Raw genomic sequence first — 21,671 nt, forward strand, 5'->3', positions numbered from 1 at the left:
TGTGTGTAATCCATAATTCGTAATCCTAATAAAATGAAAACAACACATGTACTTTTTTCAGTAGCAGGGGTGACTATTGTATCTTCCTCACTTTTTTCTTGCCAGCAAAAGCAGGAACAGAAATATAAGCCGTATAATATTGTGTACATCATGACCGATGACCATACGGCACAGATGATGAGTTGCTATGATCGTCGTTATGTTCATACTCCCAATTTAGACCGTATTGCGTCTGATGGAGTGCGATTTGCCAATAGTTTTGTGGCCAATTCGCTTAGCGGGCCTAGTCGTGCCTGCATGCTCACAGGTAAACACAGTTGCGGTAATAAGTTTTACGACAATAGTACTTGCGTATTTGATGGTACTCAGCAGACTTTCCCGAAAATTTTGCGTGAAAACGGTTATCAGACAGCAATTATCGGGAAGTGGCACTTGGAAAGTCTTCCTACTGGATTCGATTATTGGGAAATTGTTCCCGGTCAGGGTAATTACTACAATCCGGATTTTATTAACATGAACAACGACACTATCCGGAAGAAAGGATATATAACGAATCTTATCACAGATATGAGTATTGACTGGATGGAAAACTCACGGGACAAGAAGAAGCCGTTCTGTCTGCTCATTCACCACAAAGCCATCCACCGGAATTGGTTACCGGAAATCAAAAATCTTTCACTTTACGAAGATAAAGTCTTTCCATTGCCGGAAAATTTCCATGATGATTACGAAGGACGTATTGCCGCTGCTTCTCAGGAAATGGGCATTGCTGAAGATATGGATCTTATATATGATTTGAAAATGCTGAAAGACGGTCAGGAGTCGCGTTTGAAAAAGACATATGAATGTATGCTGAACCGTATGGACTCGCTTGAGCGCAAGCAGTTTGAAGATTTTTACGCACCTATTACTGAAGAGTTCTATAAGCTCAACTTGAAAGGCAAGGAACTGGCGGAATGGAAATATCAGCGGTATATGAGAGACTATATGAAGGTGGTTAAGTCATTGGATGACAATGTCGGAAGAATTCTGGATTATTTGGAAGACAAAGGTATGCTGGAAAATACATTGGTGGTTTATACCTCTGATCAGGGATTCTACATGGGTGAGCACGGATGGTTTGACAAACGTTTCATGTATGAGGAGTCTATGCACACACCATTGCTTATGCATCTGCCCAAAGGGTTGAATGCAAAAGGAGAAATCCGTGAGATGGTACAGAACATCGACTATGCTCCTACCTTTCTGGAACTTGCTGGCATTCCAGTACCCGAGGATATGCACGGAGTATCATTGCTGCCGCTATTGAGAGGTGAGCATCCGGTGGATTGGCGCAAGGCTTTGTACTATCATTTTTATGAATATCCGGCAGAGCATATGGTTAAACGTCATTACGGAGTACGGACAGACCGTTTCAAACTTATTCATTTTTACAATGATATTGACACTTGGGAGCTGTATGACCTGAAGGAGGATCCTACAGAAATGCATAATTTATACGGAAACAGCGACTATGCGTCAATTGTAGATAGTTTGAAAGAAACCATGCTGGAGCTGCAAGAGCAGTATAACGATCCGGTGCGGTTCTCGCCGGAACGTGATAGAGACTGATTTTTCACTATATAAATATAGAAATGAAAAAAAATATCTTCATTTTGACCTTCTTCTTTTTGTGTGTCTGCATTCTTTATGTCAGAGGTGAAGAGCGCAAGATGCAAAAATTAGAAATTGTACCTGCACCGGAGAATTTTACGCTTGAAAAGGGTAATTTCATATTTAAAGCCAGTACGGTAATCACCGTAGAGGATACAGCTATGGTATCTGTAGCAGAACAGTTCGCCTCGCTGTTCAATGTTCCTGCAGGCTTTACTCCTCAAGTGAAAACAACAGCGAAAGCCGGTGACGTCTGCCTTCGTTTTGACAGTTCCTTAAAAAAAGAAGCTTATCGCCTGGTCATCACTCCTAAGCGGATTAACGTGTATACATCGAGTAAAGAAGGGGCGTTCTATGCCTTTCAAAGCTTGCGCCAACTTCTGCCTTCAGAGCTGGAGGGAGGAGAGCGTGCAATGAATGTCGACTGGAGCGTACCGGCTGCTACCGTCGATGACAGTCCCCGTTTCGGGTACAGAGGCGTGATGATTGATGTAGCCCGATATTTTATTCCTAAAGAAGACCTTTTACGTCTGATAGATTGTATATCTTTGTTGAAGATAAATACATTGCACTTGCATCTTACTGATGATAACGGTTGGCGCATTGAGATAAAAAAGCATCCTTTGCTTACGGCTGTAGGCTCCCGTCGTGTAGAACGGGAAGGCTTGCTTTTCCATGAGAGGCACAACCAACGGCAAGGTGAGCCTACCGTGAAAAAAGGATTCTATACCCAGACGGACATACGCGAGATTGTGGCATATGCTTCCTCACGGTGCATTGAAATTATACCTGAAATAGATATGCCGGCACACAGCAATGCGGCTCTTGCAGCCTATCCGATGCTTGCTTGTCCTGTAGTGGATAAATTCATAGGTGTGTTGCCGGGACTCGGGGGGAATCATGCTGACATCATTTATTGTGCGGGGAATGAAAATGTTTATCATTTCCTGCAAGACGTTCTTGATGAGGTAATGGCGCTTTTTCCTTCCCGGTATATTCATTTAGGGGGTGATGAGGCTTGGAAAACGCATTGGAAGCAATGCCCGCTTTGCCAGAAACGTATCAGAGAGGAAAAACTGGCGGATGAGGAAGATTTGCAAGGCTATTTTATGCGACGTATGAGCAAGTATGTACAAAGCAAGGGGCGTGAAGTGATGGGATGGGACGAACTGACCCAATCGCAGATACCTGATGATGCTATTATATTCGGCTGGAGAGGTATGGGTGAAGCTGCGCTAAAAGCAGCCGGGCAAGGGCATCGCTTTGTAATGACTCCTGCTCGTGTCATGTATCTTATCCGTTATCAAGGTCCCCAATGGTTTGAGCCATATACCTATTTTGGAAATAATACATTGAAAGATATTTATAGTTATGAACCTGTGGAACCGACTTGGAGTGATGGGATAAAGTCGCTGTTGATGGGTGTGCAAGGTTCTATGTGGACAGAGTTCTGCAACCGGACCAGTGATGTGGAATATATGTTGTTCCCTCGGTTGGCGGCTGTGGCTGAAGTAGGGTGGACTATACCAGGAAAGAAAGACTGGAGCCGCTTTCTGAAAGCATTGGATCATTTTACGGAACGATTGGCCGTCAAAGGAGTGAATTTCGCCCAATCAATGTATAATATTCAGCACTCTGTAACGGTTCGCGATGGCAAGTTACAAGTCACCCTGGATTGTATTCGTCCCGATGTGGAGATAGCCTATACCTTGGACGGGAGTGAACCAACGGTCAACTCTCCGCGCTATGTAAAACCTCTGATTGTAAAACAGAGCACTTTGCTGAAATGTGCAACTTTTTACAATGGAAAGTGCATGGGGAAAACGCTGACGTTGCCGGTTGGTTTGAATAAGGCGACAGCTTGTACAGTATATACGGACTCTCCGGCAAAGGATGTGCTGGTTAACGGAGTCAGAGGGAGCAGTCGCAGTTCTGACTTTGAATGGGCGTCATGGGAAAATAACGATACAATCTGCATCACCCTTGACTTAGGCAAGAAAACCTGTATGCAGAAACTCATAATGGGATTCAACAACAGTTACGGCATGGGCATCCACAAACCACGCAGGATAGAGGTCTGGGTATCGCCGGATGATCGTCAATACCGGAAAATAAAAGAACAGTCCTTTGCAGAGACGGAAATATTCAGACAGGGTATGTTTACAGAGGATGTACAGTTTGATTTAAAAGATGAGTCTCGCTATGTGCGTATTGTTGCCTATGGAGCTGGTATGAATCCGCCAACGCATGTTCGTCCGGAGCAAGAAACGAAAGTGTGCATAGATGAGCTAATTATTGAATAGAAAAAGAATGACCATGAAAAAGACATTTTTTTCAGTTTTGATGTTGTTGGGCTGTTATACACAGTCCAATGCACAGGAATATTACGAAAAGCATTTGGAATTTCCACCACAAGCTACGGTGGAGGAGAAAATAGACATGGCATCCCGGTTAGTACCCACACCACAGCAACTGGAGTGGCAGCAGATGGAACTAACGGCTTTTTTACATTTTGGTATCAATACTTTTACAGGACGTGAATGGGGAGATGGCAAGGAGGATCCTGCGCTTTTCAATCCCACCGGACTGGACTGCGAGCAATGGGTGCGTGCCTTGAAAGAAGGAGGTTTCAAGATGGCTGTCATTACTGCCAAGCATCATGATGGCTTTTGTCTATGGCCTACCAAGACTACCCGGCATTCTGTTGTCTCGTCACCCTGGAAGAATGGCAAGGGAGATGTGGTGCGCGAATTACGCAATGCCTGCAAGAAATATGGCTTGAAGTTCGGTATATATCTTTCACCCTGGGATCGCAATGCCGAATGTTACGGACAAGGCGATGCTTATAACCGGTTCTTCATCGAGCAGCTTACGGAGTTGCTTACCAACTATGGAGAGGTGCATGAAGTGTGGTTCGACGGAGCCAATGGGGAAGGGCCTAATGGCAAAAAGCAAATTTATGATTGGGAGGCTATTGAGCGTACAATCCGGCGTTTACAGCCCAAAGCGGTTACTGCTGTCATGGGCGATGACGTTCGTTGGGTAGGCAACGAGAAGGGCATCGGACGTAAGACAGAATGGAGCGCTACGGTATTGACTCCTGGTATTTATTCCCGTGCCATAGGACAAAATAAGGAGCTGGGCGTATTTGGCAAGTCAAAAGATTTGGGAAGCCGGGACATTGTGGCGCGCGCAAAAGAGCTTTTTTGGTTTCCTTCGGAGGTGGATGTATCTATCCGTCCGGGCTGGTTTTACCATTCCAAGGAGGATAGTCATGTAAAATCGCTTGCGCATCTGGCAGATATCTACTTCAAGTCGGTAGGATATAATTCGGTGTTATTGCTCAATATTCCACCCGATAAGTCGGGACTTATCCATGAAAATGATTGCCGCAGGCTAAAAGAGTTCTCTACTTACCTCAAAAATACTTTTGAAAAAGATTATCTGAAGAGGGGGAGAACACGGTGGGAAGCCCTATCAGGTACATCGAAAGAATACATGGTACGGAAGGATGCTCTTGTAAACACATTTATGATTCAGGAGGATATAACCAAAGGCCAACGTGTGGAAAGTTTTTTATTGGAAGGCTATTGGGATGGGAATTGGCGGACACTCGCCGAAGGTACTACTGTGGGCTACAAGCGTTTGGTGCGTTTTACAGAGTGCCAACCGGAGAAAATTCGTCTGACGATACGCTCTGCGCGTAACGCAGCCCACATTTTGCGTACGGGACTTTTTTATGCCCGTCCGCTGACAGACAATAGCGCTAAAGTGCAGTTGGGCAATGTGCCGGTAAGCCAATGGCGTCTTTCCGGTACGGATGAGACTATGCGGAAGGCTTTTGATAAAAATGTACAGACAGTATGGCGTACGGAAGGGCTCAAAACATTCACTGTAGATTTGGGGCGCGATGCCGAAATCACCGGATTTAGCTATACCCCTGCGCAGGACGATAATCTGGCAGGAACTATCTATAAGTACCGTTTTGAAGTCAGTATGGATGGCTCGCATTGGAAAACATGTGCCACATCCGGGGAGTTCAGTAACATTATGCATAACCCTGTGACTTGTTTCGTACACTTTGAACAAAGTTATAGAGGACGTTTCTTTCGTCTGGTTCCTCTTGCTGAAATAAGTGGGAAACCATGCACATCGATTGCTGAAATAGGAATATTCGCTGTTGCTTTACCTGCTAAAGATGATGAATCTGCAGTCTATCCCGTTCCCGGTGCACCGCTTACTTTAAAAGTTGGGGATGCCCATCCGTCGGTGGATGGATGGAGTTTTTTCACTGCACATGAATTTCTGGAGCGGGATACCCGTAATGGACTGCCGTTGGGATTCATCGAACATCGAGGCAAGCATATGAGTCGTGATGCTCGGGTAGATAACAGCCGTTGTTCGGAAGTGAAGAATGGTGTATTGCAGATTCGTAGCATAGAAGAAGCCGATTCGGTGGATAACCGTTTCGGTAAGCGTGTGAAATTCTCACATGGATGTTATCGGACTGCTCTGCCCGGAAGTAGTGAGGAGTGGTGTAATTTTACAGAAAATATGCGCATTGAGGTGCGATTCAAACGTAATGCCTATGAGGGGTTCAACGATGCGTTGTGGTTTATGGGCAATAATAATCTTCCTTGGCCTGCCAATGGTGAGATAGATCTTTTGGAGAACCCTAAAAGGAAATTGAACAACCGTGCTCATTTCACCCTGCACTCGGAAAATCATTATGCCGGTGTCATTGGGGGGGCAGGAAGTGTTACCTCGTCTATTGAAATCAGAGATATGTCAAAATGGAATATCTATTGGTTGGAATGGTATCCCGACCGTATAGTAGGTGGGGTAAATGGAGCTACTTATTTTGAGCACAAACGAGGGGAAAATGGTAATACCGATTGGCCGTGGAGTGATCCTAAAGGTTTCTTTATGATTTTTAGTACCGGTATCTCAACCAATCCCAAAGCATGGGCCGGAGCTGTGAAACCTGAACTGTGGGACAACAGCGCCATGCCTTGTATGTACATAGATTGGATACGTGTTTATGTCAATAAACAATATAAAGGAGCGGCAGCTCCTGCCGTGAAATACTATTAGAAGGAGAACAGGCCGATGTTAAAAGCAGGACTGGGAGTACGGTCCGTTATGTGCAATAGTCGGGATTTGTTTTTTCATATATTGGCAAGGAGGAGCAGTACACGATGTTGTATCGCTCCTCTTTCCATTTATAAGCAAGCCAAATAAAATGGGCTCAGCGGAAATATCTGGTTGGTAAGTTTTAAAATTAGCTATCTTTGCTTACCTTTGTTTTATGAAACCCGCACAACTCCTTCGTGCCATCCTTCCGGATGTGCTTATAGACAACTTTGATATTGTCAATTTCGACAAGAGTGCTGACCGTTTTGATATTTATCTTGATGAAAAAAAAGTTCAACTAAAAGAAGATAAGATCAATCCGGATATCATATCCTATGGTTTTGGTGAGTATCGTACAATCCAAGACTATCCTATTCGTGGTCGCGCCACTTATCTCCATGTTCGTAAACGTAAATGGCTTGACAAATCTTCCAATGAAATCTTCAGTTATGACTGGGATTTATCCGAATTTGACGGTACACGGCTCAATTCTGAGTTCGTCTCTTTTTTAAAAGAAGGAGATTGAATCTACTCCTGTGAGCATCAGTGTGCTTGCGGAACGTTATGGCGTAAAAGGGCAGACTCTTCGTAAACAATACAAGGAGAAAATCAGTGATTACCGGAACTGGGATCAGCTCGAACATGCGCATGACTATCTCCTTTATCCTGAAAATATTGGAGAAAAGCTTTCTTTGGATGAAACTTGCCTGAGCAATGGAGATGTTTATACGATTCTGACCAATAAAGCAGCTAAAGGTCGTAAGGGTGCTTTAGTTGCAATAGTTCGTGGAGTGGCCACAGATGCGGTAAGCGGAATCTTGCGCAGGCTTCCGCACCGGAAACGGCTGTCTGTCAAGACTGTCACTACAGATTTATCTTCAGCCATGATGCTGACAGTCAGAAAGGTGTTTCCTGCCGCAAAGCTGATCAATGACCGTTTTCATGTACAGCAGCTCATGTCTGAAGCTGTTGACCAGTTAAGAATACGCTATCGGTGGAAAGTACTTGATGCGGAAAATCAGGCTATCAGGGAGCATCGCCAAAAGAAGAAAGAAACAAAGAGTAAGGCGGAAAGGGAAAGAATAGGGAAATGGGAACCTGAAAGAATGGAGAACGGAGAAACCCTGTCACAGATAGTAAGCAGAAGCAAGCACATTATACTGAAACACTGGAGCAAATGGAATGAACAGCAAAAGACCAGGGCTGCCATTCTCTTTGATAAATTCCCCAAGCTTCTGGAAGGATACAGCCTTAGCATGAAACTGACAGACATCTTCAACAAGAAGTCAGGTCTCGATGAAGCAAGGCTAAATCTCGCAAGATGGTACAATGAAGTGGAAAAGTTTGACTATATGGAGTTCAACAAGGTACTTGATACGTTTTCAAACCATAGTACGACCATCATAAATTATTTTGAAGAACGATTGACAAATGCTTCAGCGGAGTCGTTCAATGCTAAAATCAAAGCTTTTCGAAGCCAGTTAAGAGGGGTGGCTGATCTGAAATTCTTCATGTTCAGACTGGCTAGGCTATACGCTTAAAAGAAAGCTTGCCAACCGGGGAAATCCGCTGACCCATAAAATGGGGCAATATGCGCTTTTCTTTTTCGCTGGGGGGAGTTGCTTTTTACGACCTCTTTGAATGAGTATAAAAGAATGGGGAAAAGAAAATAAAATAAAAAAATCCTTGAATGCTTGGAATTCAAGGATTTGTATAATTAATTTTGATAACTTGTGGAGCGTATGAGACTCGAACTCATCACCTCGACACTGCCAGTGTCGCGCTCTAGCCAGATGAGCTAACGCCCCGTTGCTAACGTTTGCAGAACTACCTGCTTTATTTGATGGCGCAAATATAATGCATTATTCTGAAATAATTGCTATGTTTGCGCAATAAAATGCAAAAAGAAATTATGTTGATCTATAATACGACCTATCATGTAGAGGAAGGACAGGAGAAATACTTCCTCACCTGGATGCAGGAATTTTATCTTCCCGAAGTAGAGAAGCACGGTGCGCTGTATGCTCCGCGCATTGCACGCATACTAAGCCATATTGAGGAGGGAAGTGTCTGTTACTCTGTACAGTTTGAGGTGGAAAATTCAGCCATACTTCATCGTTGGCATCAGGAACAGGGAGTGAAGCTGAACGAGGAATTACTGAAAATATTCAAGGACAAAGTAATCGGTTTCCCGACATTAATGGAGGTGATAGTGTGATACAGCCGGTAAAGGAAAAAATTATTTTGGGTATCGACCCCGGTACTACCATTATGGGGTACGGGGTGCTGCGTGTGGCGGGAACCAAGCCCGAAATGATTGCTATGGGTATCATAGACTTTCGCAAATTTGGCGACCACTATCTGAAACTTCGCCACATCCACGAACGGGTACTGGGTATTATCGAGAGTTATCTGCCGGACGAACTTGCCATTGAAGCGCCTTTCTTCGGAAAGAACGTGCAGTCCATGCTGAAACTGGGACGTGCGCAGGGGGTGGCTATGGCTGCTGCCCTGAGCCGTGATATTCCCATTACCGAGTATGCTCCTCTGAAGATAAAAATGGCGATAACGGGAAACGGACAGGCATCTAAAGAGCAGGTGGCGGATATGCTGCAGCGCATGCTTCATTTTCCGAAGGAGGAAATGCCCGTATTCATGGATGCCACCGACGGGCTTGCCGCTGCCTACTGCCATTTTCTGCAAATGGGGCGTCCTGTTGCAGAGAAAGGATATCACGGCTGGAAAGACTTCATAGCCAAGAATCCCGACAAAGTAAAACGCTGACCTATACCTTATATATTATACTTAATATTTTATACTTAAAAATACTACCATGAAATTGAACAATCTTGTCATTATCGGAGTTGCGGCTACAACAGTTGCCAGTTGCGCCCCCTCAAAGAAAGAATACGCGTCGTACGAACTCTATCCGGTCCGTACGGGCAGTCTGGCAGAAATGGAATATGCTCCGGCTGCTACGCAATTTACGCTTTGGTCGCCTACTGCGGATGAAGTGCGTCTGATGCTGTATGATGCGGGAGAGGGCGGACATGCGTACGAAACGGTTGCCATGTCGCCCGCCGAAGACGGTACGTGGACGACTAAGGTGGAGCAGGATTTGAAAGGCAAGTTCTATACTTTCAATGTAAAAATCAACGGAAAATGGCTGGGCGATACGCCGGGTATCAATGCGCAGGCTGTAGGTGTAAACGGTAAGCGTGCGGCTGTTATCGATATGCGGGAAACCGACCCGGAAGGCTGGGCGGAAGATAAACGTCCGCCGCTGGCATCGCCTGCCGATGTGATAATCTACGAGGTACATCACCGTGACTTCTCCATAGACCCCTCTTCGGGCATTCGGAACAAAGGCAAGTTCCTTGCAATGACGGAAACAGGTACGGCAAATCCGGACAAGCTGGCAACCGGTATCGACCACCTGAAAGAACTGGGAGTGACGCATGTGCACATCCTTCCTTCCTATGATTATGCCTCTGTAGATGAATCCAGACTGGACGAGAACAAATACAACTGGGGGTATGACCCGCAGAATTACAATGTGCCCGACGGCTCGTATGCCACCGACCCTTATAAACCGGATGTGCGTATCCGTGAGTTCAAGCAAATGGTGCAAGCCTTGCATAAGGCAGGCATCCGCGTAGTGCTGGATGTGGTGTACAATCACACTTTCAATACGGCCGAGAGCAATTTCGAGCGTACCGTTCCCGGATATTTCTATCGTCAGGCTCCGGACGGCGGTTTCGCAGATGCTTCTGCATGCGGCAACGAAACGGCGAGCGACCGCCCTATGATGCGCAAATATATGGTAGAGTCCGTATTGCACTGGATAAACGAATACCATATCGACGGTTTCCGTTTCGACTTAATGGGCATTCACGACATCGAAACCATGAACGAAATACGCAAGGCGGCAACAGTGGTAGACCCTACCATCTTTATTTATGGAGAAGGATGGGCCGCATCGGCTCCCCAATTGGCGCAGGACTCCTTGGCGATGAAAGCCAATACCTATAAGATGCCGGGTATCGCAGCTTTCTCCGACGAAATGCGTGATGCGTTGCGCGGTCCGTTCAACGATAACCGTCAGGGCGCTTTCCTTGCCGGACTGCCGGGGGGAGAGGAGAGTATCAAATTCGGTATTGTCGGTGCTGTCAGGCATCCGCAGGTTGATAATGGAAAAGTGAATTACAGTAAGGCTCCCTGGGCGGAACAACCCACGCAGATGATTAGCTATGTATCTTGCCACGATGATATGTGCCTGGTGGACAGACTGAAGTCCAGCATCCCCGGTATCACTCCCGAAGAGCTTGCCCGGTTGGATAAGCTGGCGCAAACGGCGGTGTTCACTTCGCAGGGCGTGCCTTTCATCTATGCAGGCGAGGAAGTGATGCGCGATAAGAAGGGCGTACACAACAGCTATCAAAGTCCGGACTCCGTCAATGCCATCGACTGGAAACGCAAGACGGAGCATGCCGATGTGTTTGCTTATTATAAAGGATTGATTCAGTTGCGTAAACATCATCCGGCTTTCCGCCTGGGAGATGCCGGACTGGTTCGCAAACATCTGGAGTTCCTGCCGGCTGAGGGCGGCAACGTAGTGGCTTATCGGTTGAAAGAGCATGCCGGCGGTGATGCGTGGGGAGATATCTATGTGGTGTTGAATGCGCGTAAGGAAACGGCTAAGGTATCAGTACCCGAAGGCAAATATACGGTTGTTTGCAAGGACGGATTTATCAGTGAGAAGGGATTGGGAACGATGTACGGACCGGAGATTTCAGTTCCGGCACAGTCTGCGCTTATTTTCTATAAATAAGAGGGCTTTGGGCACAAGAATGCTGGAGTTTATTCCTGATTACTTAGGTTAAACTGATAGTTTATTAGGAATAAACCTGAAGTTTATTCCTAATGAACCTGAAGTTTAATGGGGATAAACTGGTGATGCATCCGCGAGAAATGAGAAGAGATAATGAGCATATCCGTTGGCAAGCTAGCGTAATAAGTGGTGGCAGTTTCAGGTATTCCTGAAAAAAGTGAAATAAAAACAGAACAATCCCGCTTTGGTTGGGAAAAACTGTTTATCTTTGTAACAGTCCGTTGGGTGCAATGGATCTATATTTTTGTAAGAAGCGTTATTGAAATTATCTTCGTCTATCAAACTTCGCAACTTTGAAATGCACTTGAAGGTGATAACAACAACGCTCACGTCTGTGTTATATACCTACTTTCTTCCCAGGTATACCGGGAAGAAAAGTATCTATATACAAAACGACGTGAGTGGCTGTTGTTTATCTAAGTGCAAGGCAATGCGAAGGCCTGATAGATAAGATAAACAAATACAGCGACTCACGTTTTTTGTATGTTTAACTTAATACTATGCCACATGACGAAAAAAACACATCTCTCATCCTTTATGCAGTTACAGGCAGCAGCTCAAGACTCCTTGTATGCTTCCAACCGGGAAATGTTCTATAAGGAAAATTGTACGGAACGAAAAGTGCTGCTTCCGATGCAATTGTATCGGAAAGATATTCTTGCAGGAAGCATTCTTGCATTTGCCGGCTGTATTTTACTTTCTAATCCGTTAATCAATTAAAATTTCTTCTCATGAAAAAGAGTTTATTTTTATTGTTTGCTGCCACATTTATACTGTGCAGTTGTGCTCATCAGAGCCTTGATGAAATACGTGCAGAACAGACTGCCCTCAATGCCCGACTTTCTGCCCTTGAGGAGTGGCAGAAGACAGCTAACGTGCAAATCGAGAGTATGCAAAGTCTTATTGCTGCTCTTGCTGATAACGATTACGTTACAGGTGTAAGTGAATTACCAGATGGTTCAGGTTATATGATTGCTTTTCTGAAAAATGAAACTGTAATAATAAAGAACGGAAGGCAAGGCGAAAAAGGTAATGACGGCGCTCCAGGTATTGTTCCCAATATAGGCGTGAAAGAGAACGGCGGCGTTTATTACTGGACTTTGGACGGTTCCTATATATTGGACAACGATGGTAGCCCTCTGCGTGTTACAGGCGAACGGGGCGAGACCGGTATGAAAGGTGACGATGCTGTTGCTCCGAAAGTCCGCATCAATGCAGTTAGCAAAGAATGGGAAATCTCTATCGACAAAGGTGCTTCTTGGACATCTACAGGGGTAAAAGCTATAGGTAAAGACGGCGTTGACGGCACAGACGGGATAAATGGGGCTTCCAGCTCTATTACAGTAGACGATAGCGGCAATTCTGTTATTATTACTATAACCAATACGGATGCAGCAGGAATGGTAACTTGCACTGAACTGATAGAACTTCCCCTTTATAGGGCTTTTTACATTGGTGACGACCAGGCAGGGCAGGCTAATTCCGCCTTAATCATAACTGCCTTTACTACCGAAATTCCTTTCACGTTTCCAGCAGGTTTCAGGGAAAGCGACTGTACTGCTATCATGGTTCAAGTCGTCAGTGACAAGGGTGTCGGCACCGATATCCGGACACGAGCCGTTGCAACGCCTTGGAGTGCAACAATAACGAAACCTGTTGCTTCACAGGGAGTTTATACATCTGTTATTACCGTTCATGCTCCTGCGGGCATTGATATTGGCGACAAAGCCATGCTTGAGGTAACCATAGTGGGGACAGACGGAAGAATAACATGTGTTGCTCGTGCACTGATTTCCAATATCACAGCGACTGTGGGCGATTATTATTACAGTGACGGCACTTTTTCCACAACTCTTGACAATACGAAAACTCCGATAGGTGTCATTTTCCATACAGGTAATGTAGCGGAGAATGATAGTAAATTGAAAGGGAAAATAAGCGATACTTCCAAAACCATTATAATGGGGGATGAAGTAAATAGTATTAAAAAGTCTGCACATGGTTTGGTAGTTGCCTTGAAGGATGCAAGCGCTGGCATCAGTTGGCAATCCGTTTATCGGCAAACCGGTATAGGTGTCTCCGAAACAAGCCATATATGTGGTTATAGCAATACACAGGCAATGAAGGCATGGAATGATGATGCGAGTAATAGTGGCAGTTTATTAAAAGCTTATATGGAAATTGCTGCATACACTTCTGACAATCCGACTCCACAGAGCAGTAGCGGTTGGTATTTTCCTTCTGTACGTGAACTCTCCACACTCTGTTCGGGCTGGGTAGAAAGTGGCTGGTCGGAAAATGGAAACTATGGCGGTATAAATGTTTCCGGAAGTAATGTCAACGTTGTCAATGAGAAGTTAGAGGCTTTGTCTGACTTCGAAGCTCAAAAAGTTGGTGAAGCTCTTTATTGGTCTTCTTCAGAAGTTCCGGATAATGGCGACAATGCATTTTTTGTAAATATGTACCTTGGCTACGTGTCGAATGGAGTTAAAGGCAATATGCTTGACCGGGTACGGGCTGTTTTGGCTTTTTAAGCCGTTTTCTGTTTTTCAACATCGGCTAACAGATTTTGAATTTCTATTTTCCTTACTTTGTGGTTATACGGTTCTCATATCCGCAAAATTGGTGAAAGTTTGAAAAATGTGAAAACGGAATCGGGAAGTGACAACAACAGGAGTGGCGATGTCGGAAAAAGATTTTTTTCTCTTATCTTTGCTCCGTTCAAACCACAAACCATTGACAGGATGCAACAACATACCATACATATAGCGGGGGGCGTGGCACGCAACCCGCTTGTCCGTTTATCGAACCCCATAACCCTTGATTTTCTCGACGGTGAACATATCGCTATCGCAGGCCCTAACGGGGCAGGAAAGAGTCTGTTGGTCGATTTGCTTACGGGCAAATATCCCTTGCGCGACGGTACGCTGACATACGATTTCCGTCCTTCCGCCACACAAACCGCTTACGACAACATCAGGTACATCGCTTTTCGTGACACCTACGGTTCCGCCGATGCCAATTATTACTACCAGCAGCGTTGGAATGCTCACGACCAGGAAGATGCTCCGCTGGTGTGCGACCTGCTGGGCGAGGTAAAGGACGAGTCTCTCAGACAGCAACTGTTTGAGCTTTTCCGTATCGAACCGATGCTGGGCAAGAAGGTTATTCTCCTTTCCAGCGGAGAACTCCGTAAGTTCCAGTTGACCAAGACGCTGCTTACGGCTCCGCGTGTCCTTATCATGGATAACCCTTTCATCGGACTGGATGCTGCTACGCGCGAGCTGTTGTACACTGTCTTGGAGAAGCTGGCGCAACTTGCTTCCCTGCAAATCGTACTGGTACTTTCCATGCTGGATGATATACCGTCTTTTATTACCCACGTAGTTCCTGTTGACAATAAAACAGTGGGAGAGAAAATGCCGCGTGCAGCCTACCTGCAGGCTTTCCGTGAACAAGATGCCCTCCGTGCTGAGGCGGATGTCGCTTCTTTGGGCGAATTGCAGCAGCGCATTGCCGGTCTTCCTTACGAAAACATGAACTTTACTTCGGACGAAGTGGTCCGGCTGAACAAAGTCAGTATCCGCTACGGTGACCGTACGATTCTGAAAGAACTGGACTGGACGGTGATGCGTGGGCAGAAGTGGGCATTGAGCGGTGAGAACGGTGCGGGCAAGTCCACTTTACTCAGTCTGGTATGTGCGGACAATCCTCAGTCTTATGCCTGCGACATCCGTCTGTTCGGCCGTAAGCGAGGTACGGGAGAGAGCATTTGGGAAATCAAGAAGCATATAGGTTACGTCAGTCCGGAGATGCACCGTGCCTATCTGAAAAACCTGCCTGCCATCGAAATCGTAGCTTCCGGACTGCACGACAGCATCGGTTTGTACAAACGTCCGCATGCCGGCCAGATGGCTGTGTGCGAGTGGTGGATGGATATTTTCGGTGTGGCGCATTTGAAGGACAAGCCTTTCCTGCAACTGTCCAGCGGCGAGCAGCGCCTTGCCTTGCTGGCGCGTGCCTTTGTGAAAGATCCCGAACTGCTGATTCTTGACGAACCGCTGCACGGGCTGGATACGTACAACCGCCGTCGCGTCAGGAAAATCATAGAAGCCTTCTGCCGTCGTAGGGACAAGACCATGATTATGGTGACCCATTACGAGAACGAGTTGCCGGAAACGATAACCCACCGTTTGTGCCTGACGCGTAACCGTTAAAATATCCTGCTGATAAAGAACAGACTATGGCGTAAATCGCTATATTTGTAAAATAAATCCTTAAACAAATTATATTATGAAGTTCTTTATCGACACTGCAAATTTAGACCAGATTCGGGAAGCCTATGATATGGGCGTACTCGACGGAGTGACTACCAATCCCTCGCTCATGGCGAAAGAAGGTATCAAAGGCGTGGAAAACCAGCGCAAGCATTATGTAGACATCTGCAACATCGTGCAGGGAGATGTCAGTGCAGAGGTTATTGCCACCGATTACGAGGGCATGATTAAGGAAGGTGAAGAACTCGCCGCGCTCAATCCGCATATCGTGGTGAAAGTACCCTGCATCGCAGACGGCATAAAAGCCATTAAATACTTTTCGGGAAAAGGTATCCGCACCAACTGTACACTGGTATTTTCCATAGGGCAGGCGCTGCTGGCGGCAAAAGCCGGAGCAACTTACGTTTCGCCTTTTGTAGGCCGTCTTGACGACATCAGTGAAGACGGTATCGCTTTGGTGGGTAAGATTGTGGACGTATACCGTTATTATGGCTACGCTACCCAGGTGCTTGCGGCTTCCATCCGCCATACGGCGCATATCATCCAGTGCATAGAGGTAGGGGCGGATGTAGCTACATGTCCGCTTTCCGCCATAAAAGGACTGCTGAATCATCCGCTGACGGACGCCGGATTAAAGAAGTTTCTGGAAGACTATAAACGTGTAAACGGATAGCTCTTAAATTCTTATAAGCCTATCTTTCACGCATTTCTTAACCAATATTGGCGAGAAATAGAATAAAAAACTTTATTTTTGCCGAATATATTCAGTTTAAGAAAAAGCACCGATGAAAGATAGGCTTATAGGATTTCTCAAGACATACTGCTTGTTTATCTGTATATTCGCATTACAGAAACCGTTTTTTATGCTCTTCTACCGTTCCTTGTACGAGGGCGTTTCGTGGACGGAGTGGTTGGGTGTGATGTGGCATGGACTTCCGTTGGACTTATCGCTTGCAGGCTATCTGACTGCTGTTCCTGGATTGCTCTTTATCTGTTCTGCCTGGACGGTATCCAATCTTCTTCGCCGTATATGGTACGGTTATTTTGCTTTCGTTTCGGTTTTGCTCTCCGTTATATTTACCGTCGATTTGGGATTATACGAATACTGGGGATTCCGGTTGGACGCTACGCCTCTGTTCTATTTCTTTTCTTCGCCCAAAGATGCGGTGGCAAGTGTCAGTATATGGGTGGTAATCGGGGGAATTATTGCAATGGTTGCCTATGCGGCGGCATTATACGGGATATTCCATGGCGTGCTGTTGCGGAAACGGGTTTTCGAACGCATGAAGATACCTTATCGGCGTTTGAGGGTATCGGGGGTACTGTTGCTGCTGACCGGATTATTGTTTATCCCGATTCGCGGCGGATTTACAGTCTCCACCATGAATACCGGGAAGGTGTATTTCAGTACCGACCAGCGCTTGAACCATGCCGCCATTAATCCGGCTTTCAGCTTAATGGAGTCTCTCTCTAAGCAGAAGGACTTCGGCAGTCAATACCGTTTCATGGAAGCGGATGCGGCCGACCGTATTTTTTCCGGTTTGGCAGACCCTGCCGTTCCGATGCGGGACGGTCTTTCGACAGATTCCCTGCAGCAGGCTCCGGATTCTTTGCATTCGTTGTTTACGACAAAGCGTCCCGATGTGCTCTTTATCATCATGGAGAGTTTCTCTTCGTGGCTGATGACGACGCTTGGGGGAGAACCCGGCGTGGCCGTGCAGTTGGACAGTCTGGCGCAAGAGGGCGTTCTCTTCACGAATTTCTATGCGAACAGTTTCCGCACCGACCGCGGGTTGGTTGCCATATTGAGCGGGTATCCGGCACAGCCCACTACCAGCATAATGAAGTATCCCCGTAAGACGCAGTCTATCCCTGCCATTGCAGGCAGTTTGAAGAATGCCGGTTACAGGACGAAATATTATTATGGCGGTGATGCCGACTTCACCAATATGCGTTCCTATCTGATGTCGTCCGGTTTTGAGGACATTGTTGCCGACCGGGACTTTCCGGTATCGGAGCGTCTGAGCAAGTGGGGCGTGCACGATCATCTTGTATTCCGCCGTTTGCTGGACGACCTGAAGGCGGAAGCTGCCGACAGTACCCTGGCGGGTAGGGAGACGCCGCATTTCCGTGTGTTGCAGACTTCCAGCAGCCATGAGCCGTTTGAAGTTCCGTACAGCCGTTTGGCGAACGAACGTTTGAATGCTTTTGCGTATACGGACAGTTGCATCGGTGATTTTGTGAAACAGTTCCGCAGGTTGCCGCAATGGAAGAATACGGCAGTGGTACTGGTTCCCGACCACTTGGGGGCCTATCCCGAACGTATCGGAAACCTTGAAACGGGCAGATACCGGATTCCTCTGCTGATAGTGGGCGGGGCGGTACGCGGACCGGAACGTATCGGTATCTACGGTTCCCAACAGGATATTGCCGCTACGTTATTGGCGCAGTTGTCGATACCGCACGGTGAGTTTACGTTCAGCAAAGATATGCTCAATCCGGCTTCTCCTCATTTTGCTTTCTTTACCGTGCCGGACGCTTTCGGCTTTTTGACGCCGGACAACCAATTGATATTTAATAATGAAGCGGATGCGATTGTTGTAGATGAAGGCCCGAAGAAAGGGCAAAACCTCTCTTTGGGGCAGGCCTATCTGCAGAAGTTGTATGACGATATAGCCAAAAGATAGAATGATATTAGCAGATGTTTTGTCGGGGTTGGTCGAAACGGACACCGACCTGTTGCTCGCAATAAACGGGTGGCGTGCCGAATGGGCGGATTATTTTATGTATGCCTTTAGCGGGAAGTGGATTTGGGTGCCGTTGTATGCCGCCATCCTTTATGTAATTGTCCGCAACCTGCATTGGAAAGTTGCCATCGGCTGTGTCGTGGCTATTGCGCTGACCATTGTTTTTGCCGACCAGGTGGGGGCAACCGTTATCCGTCCGGTAGTGTGCAGGCTTCGTCCGGCGAATCTGGAGAATCCCGTTTCGGAGTTCGTGCAGATAGTAAACGGTTATAGGGGCGGTCGGTACGGTTTTCCCTCCTGCCATGCCGCCAATACGTTCGGCTTGGCTTTCTTCCTGTTCTATCTGTTTCGTAACCGTGCCTTGAACTGGTTCATCATGTTATGGGCGGTGGTAACGTGCTATTCCCGTTCTTACTTGGGAGTACATTATCCCGGCGACTTGCTGGTAGGTGCTTTTGTGGGCTTTGTAGGCGCTTCTCTCTGTTACTGGCTTTTCAGCCGGTTGTGTAAGTATAGGCGTAAAGAGAGTTATGAGCATATCTATGTTCCAATCTGGGTAGGGGGAATTACCATATCCGGCATTCTGGCTTATGCACTGATACGGGCGATGTTGTAGCGGCTTGCTTTGTCCGCTTCTTTGAGGCAAAGGCGAATAAACATCTTTCCTTTGGATTTGTTATCCTTATCGACAGACTAATAAAAACAGAATGCTTATGGTGAGCTTAGGAAGCTGGATGAACGAAATCCTCATTGATTGGGGAGTAGACCCGAAACTTGCGAACATGTTTGACGAGACGATCATTGCCGTATTGATGATAGGCGTATCGATAGGGCTGGATTATCTGTGTCAGGCTATATTTGTAGGGGGGATGAAACATTATACAAAGCGTGCACCCCACCAGTGGAATACATTGCTGATGAAACGCAGGGTGGTGCATCATCTTATTCATATCTTGCCCGGTGTATTGGTTTACTTCTTATTGCCCCTGGCCTTTGTGCGGGGAAAAGAGATACTGGACTTCTCACAGAAAATATGTGCGGTGTATATCATTGCTGCCATACTGTTCACTATCAACGGCTTGTTGCTGGTGATGCTGGATGTATATAATGCAAGGGACAAGCAGAAGAACCGTCCGATGAAAGGGTTTGTGCAGGTTCTTCAGGTATTGCTGTTCTTTATCGGCGGCATTGTTATAATCGCGGTGCTGGTGAATAAGTCCCCGATGACTTTGTTTGCAGGCTTGGGTGCATCGGCGGCTGTACTGATGCTGGTATTCAAAGACAGTATTCTGGGTTTTGTGGCGGGGGTACAGCTTTCTGCCAATGATATGCTGCGTATCGGCGACTGGATACAGTTGCCCAATGGAGTAGCCAACGGTACTGTCGAGGAAATCACGTTGAATACTGTAAAGATCCGGAATTGGGATGAGACGATATCTACCGTTCCGCCCTATACGCTGGTCAATAACTCTTTCCAGAACTGGCGGGGGATGCAGGAGAGTGGCGGACGCCGGGTCAATAAAAATATCTATCTGGATATGACTACCCTGAAGTTCTGTACGCCGGAAGACTTGGATGCTATCCGTAAGAATGTACCTCTGATGGCGGATTATCAGCCCGCGGAAGGGGAAGTGCCCACTAACTCGCAGCTTTATCGTATTTATATTGAACGCTATCTGCGCAACCTTCCGGTTGTCAATCAGGATATGGATTTGATTATCAGTCAGAAAGAACCAACCACTTACGGAGTACCCATACAGGTTTATTTCTTCTCCCGCAATAAGGTATGGAGAGAATACGAGCGCATTCAGTCCGATATTTTCGATCATTTGCTGGCAATAGTCGGCAAGTTCGATTTAAAGCTCTACCAGTATTCCGATTAATACAGTAGGCGGAACTCTGCCCATACGGGCAGGTGGTCACTGTATCCCCCTTGATATTTCATGCCGTAGTAGGTGCGGAAGGGTTGTTCGTCGCCGTATTTCCGGTCTTCGGTCAGAAGGAAAGGAGCACGGAACACACCGGCTTTCTCCTCTGCGGTGTATAAGGGAGAACCTGGCATCAGCAGGTTGCCGGAAAGAATGATATGGTCGAGCAGTCCCCATTCCCCCTGATATTTGTAGCTGCCGAAATGCTTGTTGTCAATGCCTTTTCTTGCTAAAAGATGGTAAAGCGTCCGGGAATCCAAAGAGTCCGTTTCTGTGGGCGGTATTCCGGCTTTCAGTATCTTCTGTATGGATTTGTTGTCAGAATAGTCGTTGAAATCTCCCATAATGATGATTTGAGGGCGGGTGCGGATCCGGAGCAGGCTGTCTGTTGTGTCTTTCAATCTTTGTGCCGCTGCCAGGCGGTACGGTTCGGACGCTTTTGCCCCGCCGGACCGGGACGGAAAATGCACGACAAATACGTCCAAAGTGTCGGAGTTTAAAAGCTGTCCGCTGACGTGGAGAATATCGCGTGTGGGGCGGTTGTTTCTGCGAGGTTTCATTACCGGATAGCTTCGGTTGGAAAGTAATTTGAAGATGCCTCTTTGATAGAGCAGCGCTACATTGATGCCCCGTTCGTCGGGAGAGTGAGTGATTACATAGCGGTAGCCGGCCTCACGCAGGACGGAGTAACGGGTAAGGTCGCGTAGCACACTGTCGTTCTCCACTTCACAGAGGGCAACCAGTGCGGGTGGTGTCCATTTGCCTGCGGCAATGATGACACGTGCAATGGCATTCAGTTTCTTTTTGTATTTGGTATAGTTCCAGCGCCGGACGGCATCGGGCAGAAAGTCACGGTCGTTTTTCAGGGTATCATGGCGGCAGTCAAACAGGTTTTCTACGTTGTAACCCATGATGCGGAAGGTAAGAGTATCTTTCTTCTCTTGCCCGTGGAGTGGAGCGGAAGTCAGGAAAGCAAGAAGCATCAGAGCGGATAGCGGGATAAAAAGAAGCGGAGCATGTCCTCTTTTGCTCCGCATTCTTT

The 21,671-nt window shown here is 46.7% G+C and carries 16 protein-coding genes and 1 tRNA gene; 15 read left to right on the forward strand and 2 right to left on the reverse strand.

The window, feature by feature from the left end:
* Positions 1 to 33 precede the first annotated feature (33 nt).
* The 5 genes from NQ565_RS07510 to NQ565_RS07530 all read left to right on the forward strand — a co-directional run bounded on the left by NQ565_RS07510 (position 34) and on the right by NQ565_RS07530 (position 8,327).
* The gene (locus tag NQ565_RS07510; RefSeq protein ID WP_005654685.1) at positions 34 to 1,611 is read left to right on the forward strand and encodes a sulfatase family protein; all 1,578 of its coding nucleotides are present in this window, start codon (positions 34 to 36) and stop codon (positions 1,609 to 1,611) included.
* Between the two features lie 23 nt (positions 1,612 to 1,634).
* The gene (locus NQ565_RS07515; protein ID WP_005654686.1) at positions 1,635 to 3,956 is read left to right on the forward strand and encodes a glycoside hydrolase family 20 protein; all 2,322 of its coding nucleotides are present in this window, start codon (positions 1,635 to 1,637) and stop codon (positions 3,954 to 3,956) included.
* Positions 3,957 to 3,969: 13 nt separating this feature from the next.
* Positions 3,970 to 6,747 carry an alpha-L-fucosidase gene (locus NQ565_RS07520; protein ID WP_040315790.1) on the forward strand — a complete coding sequence of 926 codons (2,778 nt, stop codon included), beginning with the start codon at positions 3,970 to 3,972 and terminating at the stop codon, positions 6,745 to 6,747.
* Between the two features lie 214 nt (positions 6,748 to 6,961).
* Positions 6,962 to 7,312 (forward strand): ISAon1 family transposase N-terminal region protein, encoded by a 351-nt coding sequence (locus NQ565_RS07525; RefSeq protein WP_005652161.1) that lies wholly within the window; start codon positions 6,962 to 6,964, stop codon positions 7,310 to 7,312.
* Between the two features lie 10 nt (positions 7,313 to 7,322).
* Complete coding sequence (locus NQ565_RS07530; protein ID WP_040315496.1) at positions 7,323 to 8,327, forward strand: ISAon1 family transposase; 1,005 nt, start codon at positions 7,323 to 7,325, stop codon at positions 8,325 to 8,327.
* A gap of 193 nt (positions 8,328 to 8,520) precedes the next feature.
* On the opposite strand, the gene NQ565_RS07535 is transcribed toward NQ565_RS07530, so the two are convergent.
* A tRNA-Ala gene (locus NQ565_RS07535) sits at positions 8,521 to 8,594 on the reverse strand.
* 104 nt (positions 8,595 to 8,698) lie between these two features.
* Here NQ565_RS07535 and NQ565_RS07540 point away from each other — a divergent pair.
* The 10 genes from NQ565_RS07540 to NQ565_RS07585 all read left to right on the forward strand — a co-directional run bounded on the left by NQ565_RS07540 (position 8,699) and on the right by NQ565_RS07585 (position 20,584).
* Positions 8,699 to 9,004, forward strand: coding sequence for a DUF4286 family protein (locus tag NQ565_RS07540; RefSeq protein ID WP_022103763.1), 306 nt, complete (start codon positions 8,699 to 8,701; stop codon positions 9,002 to 9,004).
* The gene (ruvC, locus tag NQ565_RS07545) at positions 9,001 to 9,570 is read left to right on the forward strand and encodes a crossover junction endodeoxyribonuclease RuvC (protein WP_005654692.1); all 570 of its coding nucleotides are present in this window, start codon (positions 9,001 to 9,003) and stop codon (positions 9,568 to 9,570) included. The genes NQ565_RS07540 and ruvC overlap by 4 nt, the downstream gene beginning before the upstream one ends.
* A gap of 49 nt (positions 9,571 to 9,619) precedes the next feature.
* On the forward strand, positions 9,620 to 11,617 hold the full coding sequence (pulA, locus tag NQ565_RS07550; RefSeq protein WP_005654694.1) for a type I pullulanase: 1,998 nt from the start codon (positions 9,620 to 9,622) through the stop codon (positions 11,615 to 11,617).
* 567 nt (positions 11,618 to 12,184) lie between these two features.
* Positions 12,185 to 12,397, forward strand: a complete 213-nt coding sequence (locus NQ565_RS07555) for a hypothetical protein (RefSeq protein WP_005654697.1) — start codon at positions 12,185 to 12,187, stop codon at positions 12,395 to 12,397.
* Between the two features lie 11 nt (positions 12,398 to 12,408).
* Positions 12,409 to 14,211 (forward strand): PL29 family lyase N-terminal domain-containing protein, encoded by a 1,803-nt coding sequence (locus tag NQ565_RS07560; RefSeq protein ID WP_005654698.1) that lies wholly within the window; start codon positions 12,409 to 12,411, stop codon positions 14,209 to 14,211.
* 210 nt (positions 14,212 to 14,421) lie between these two features.
* Complete coding sequence (locus NQ565_RS07565; protein ID WP_040315791.1) at positions 14,422 to 15,894, forward strand: ATP-binding cassette domain-containing protein; 1,473 nt, start codon at positions 14,422 to 14,424, stop codon at positions 15,892 to 15,894.
* 76 nt (positions 15,895 to 15,970) lie between these two features.
* Positions 15,971 to 16,627 carry a fructose-6-phosphate aldolase gene (gene fsa, locus NQ565_RS07570; protein WP_005654702.1) on the forward strand — a complete coding sequence of 219 codons (657 nt, stop codon included), beginning with the start codon at positions 15,971 to 15,973 and terminating at the stop codon, positions 16,625 to 16,627.
* 112 nt (positions 16,628 to 16,739) lie between these two features.
* Positions 16,740 to 18,641, forward strand: coding sequence for an LTA synthase family protein (locus NQ565_RS07575; RefSeq protein ID WP_005654704.1), 1,902 nt, complete (start codon positions 16,740 to 16,742; stop codon positions 18,639 to 18,641).
* 1 nt (position 18,642) lies between these two features.
* Complete coding sequence (locus NQ565_RS07580) at positions 18,643 to 19,317, forward strand: phosphatase PAP2 family protein (protein WP_005654705.1); 675 nt, start codon at positions 18,643 to 18,645, stop codon at positions 19,315 to 19,317.
* Between the two features lie 97 nt (positions 19,318 to 19,414).
* The gene (locus tag NQ565_RS07585; protein ID WP_040315792.1) at positions 19,415 to 20,584 is read left to right on the forward strand and encodes a mechanosensitive ion channel family protein; all 1,170 of its coding nucleotides are present in this window, start codon (positions 19,415 to 19,417) and stop codon (positions 20,582 to 20,584) included.
* Here NQ565_RS07585 and NQ565_RS07590 read toward each other — a convergent pair.
* Positions 20,581 to 21,666: an endonuclease/exonuclease/phosphatase family protein gene (locus NQ565_RS07590; protein WP_394330095.1), complete on the reverse strand. Its 1,086-nt coding sequence runs from the start codon at positions 21,664 to 21,666 to the stop codon at positions 20,581 to 20,583. The genes NQ565_RS07585 and NQ565_RS07590 overlap by 4 nt on opposite strands.
* Positions 21,667 to 21,671: the final 5 nt, after the last annotated feature.

This window comes from Bacteroides stercoris ATCC 43183, from assembly GCF_025147325.1.
Classification (GTDB): domain Bacteria; phylum Bacteroidota; class Bacteroidia; order Bacteroidales; family Bacteroidaceae; genus Bacteroides; species Bacteroides stercoris.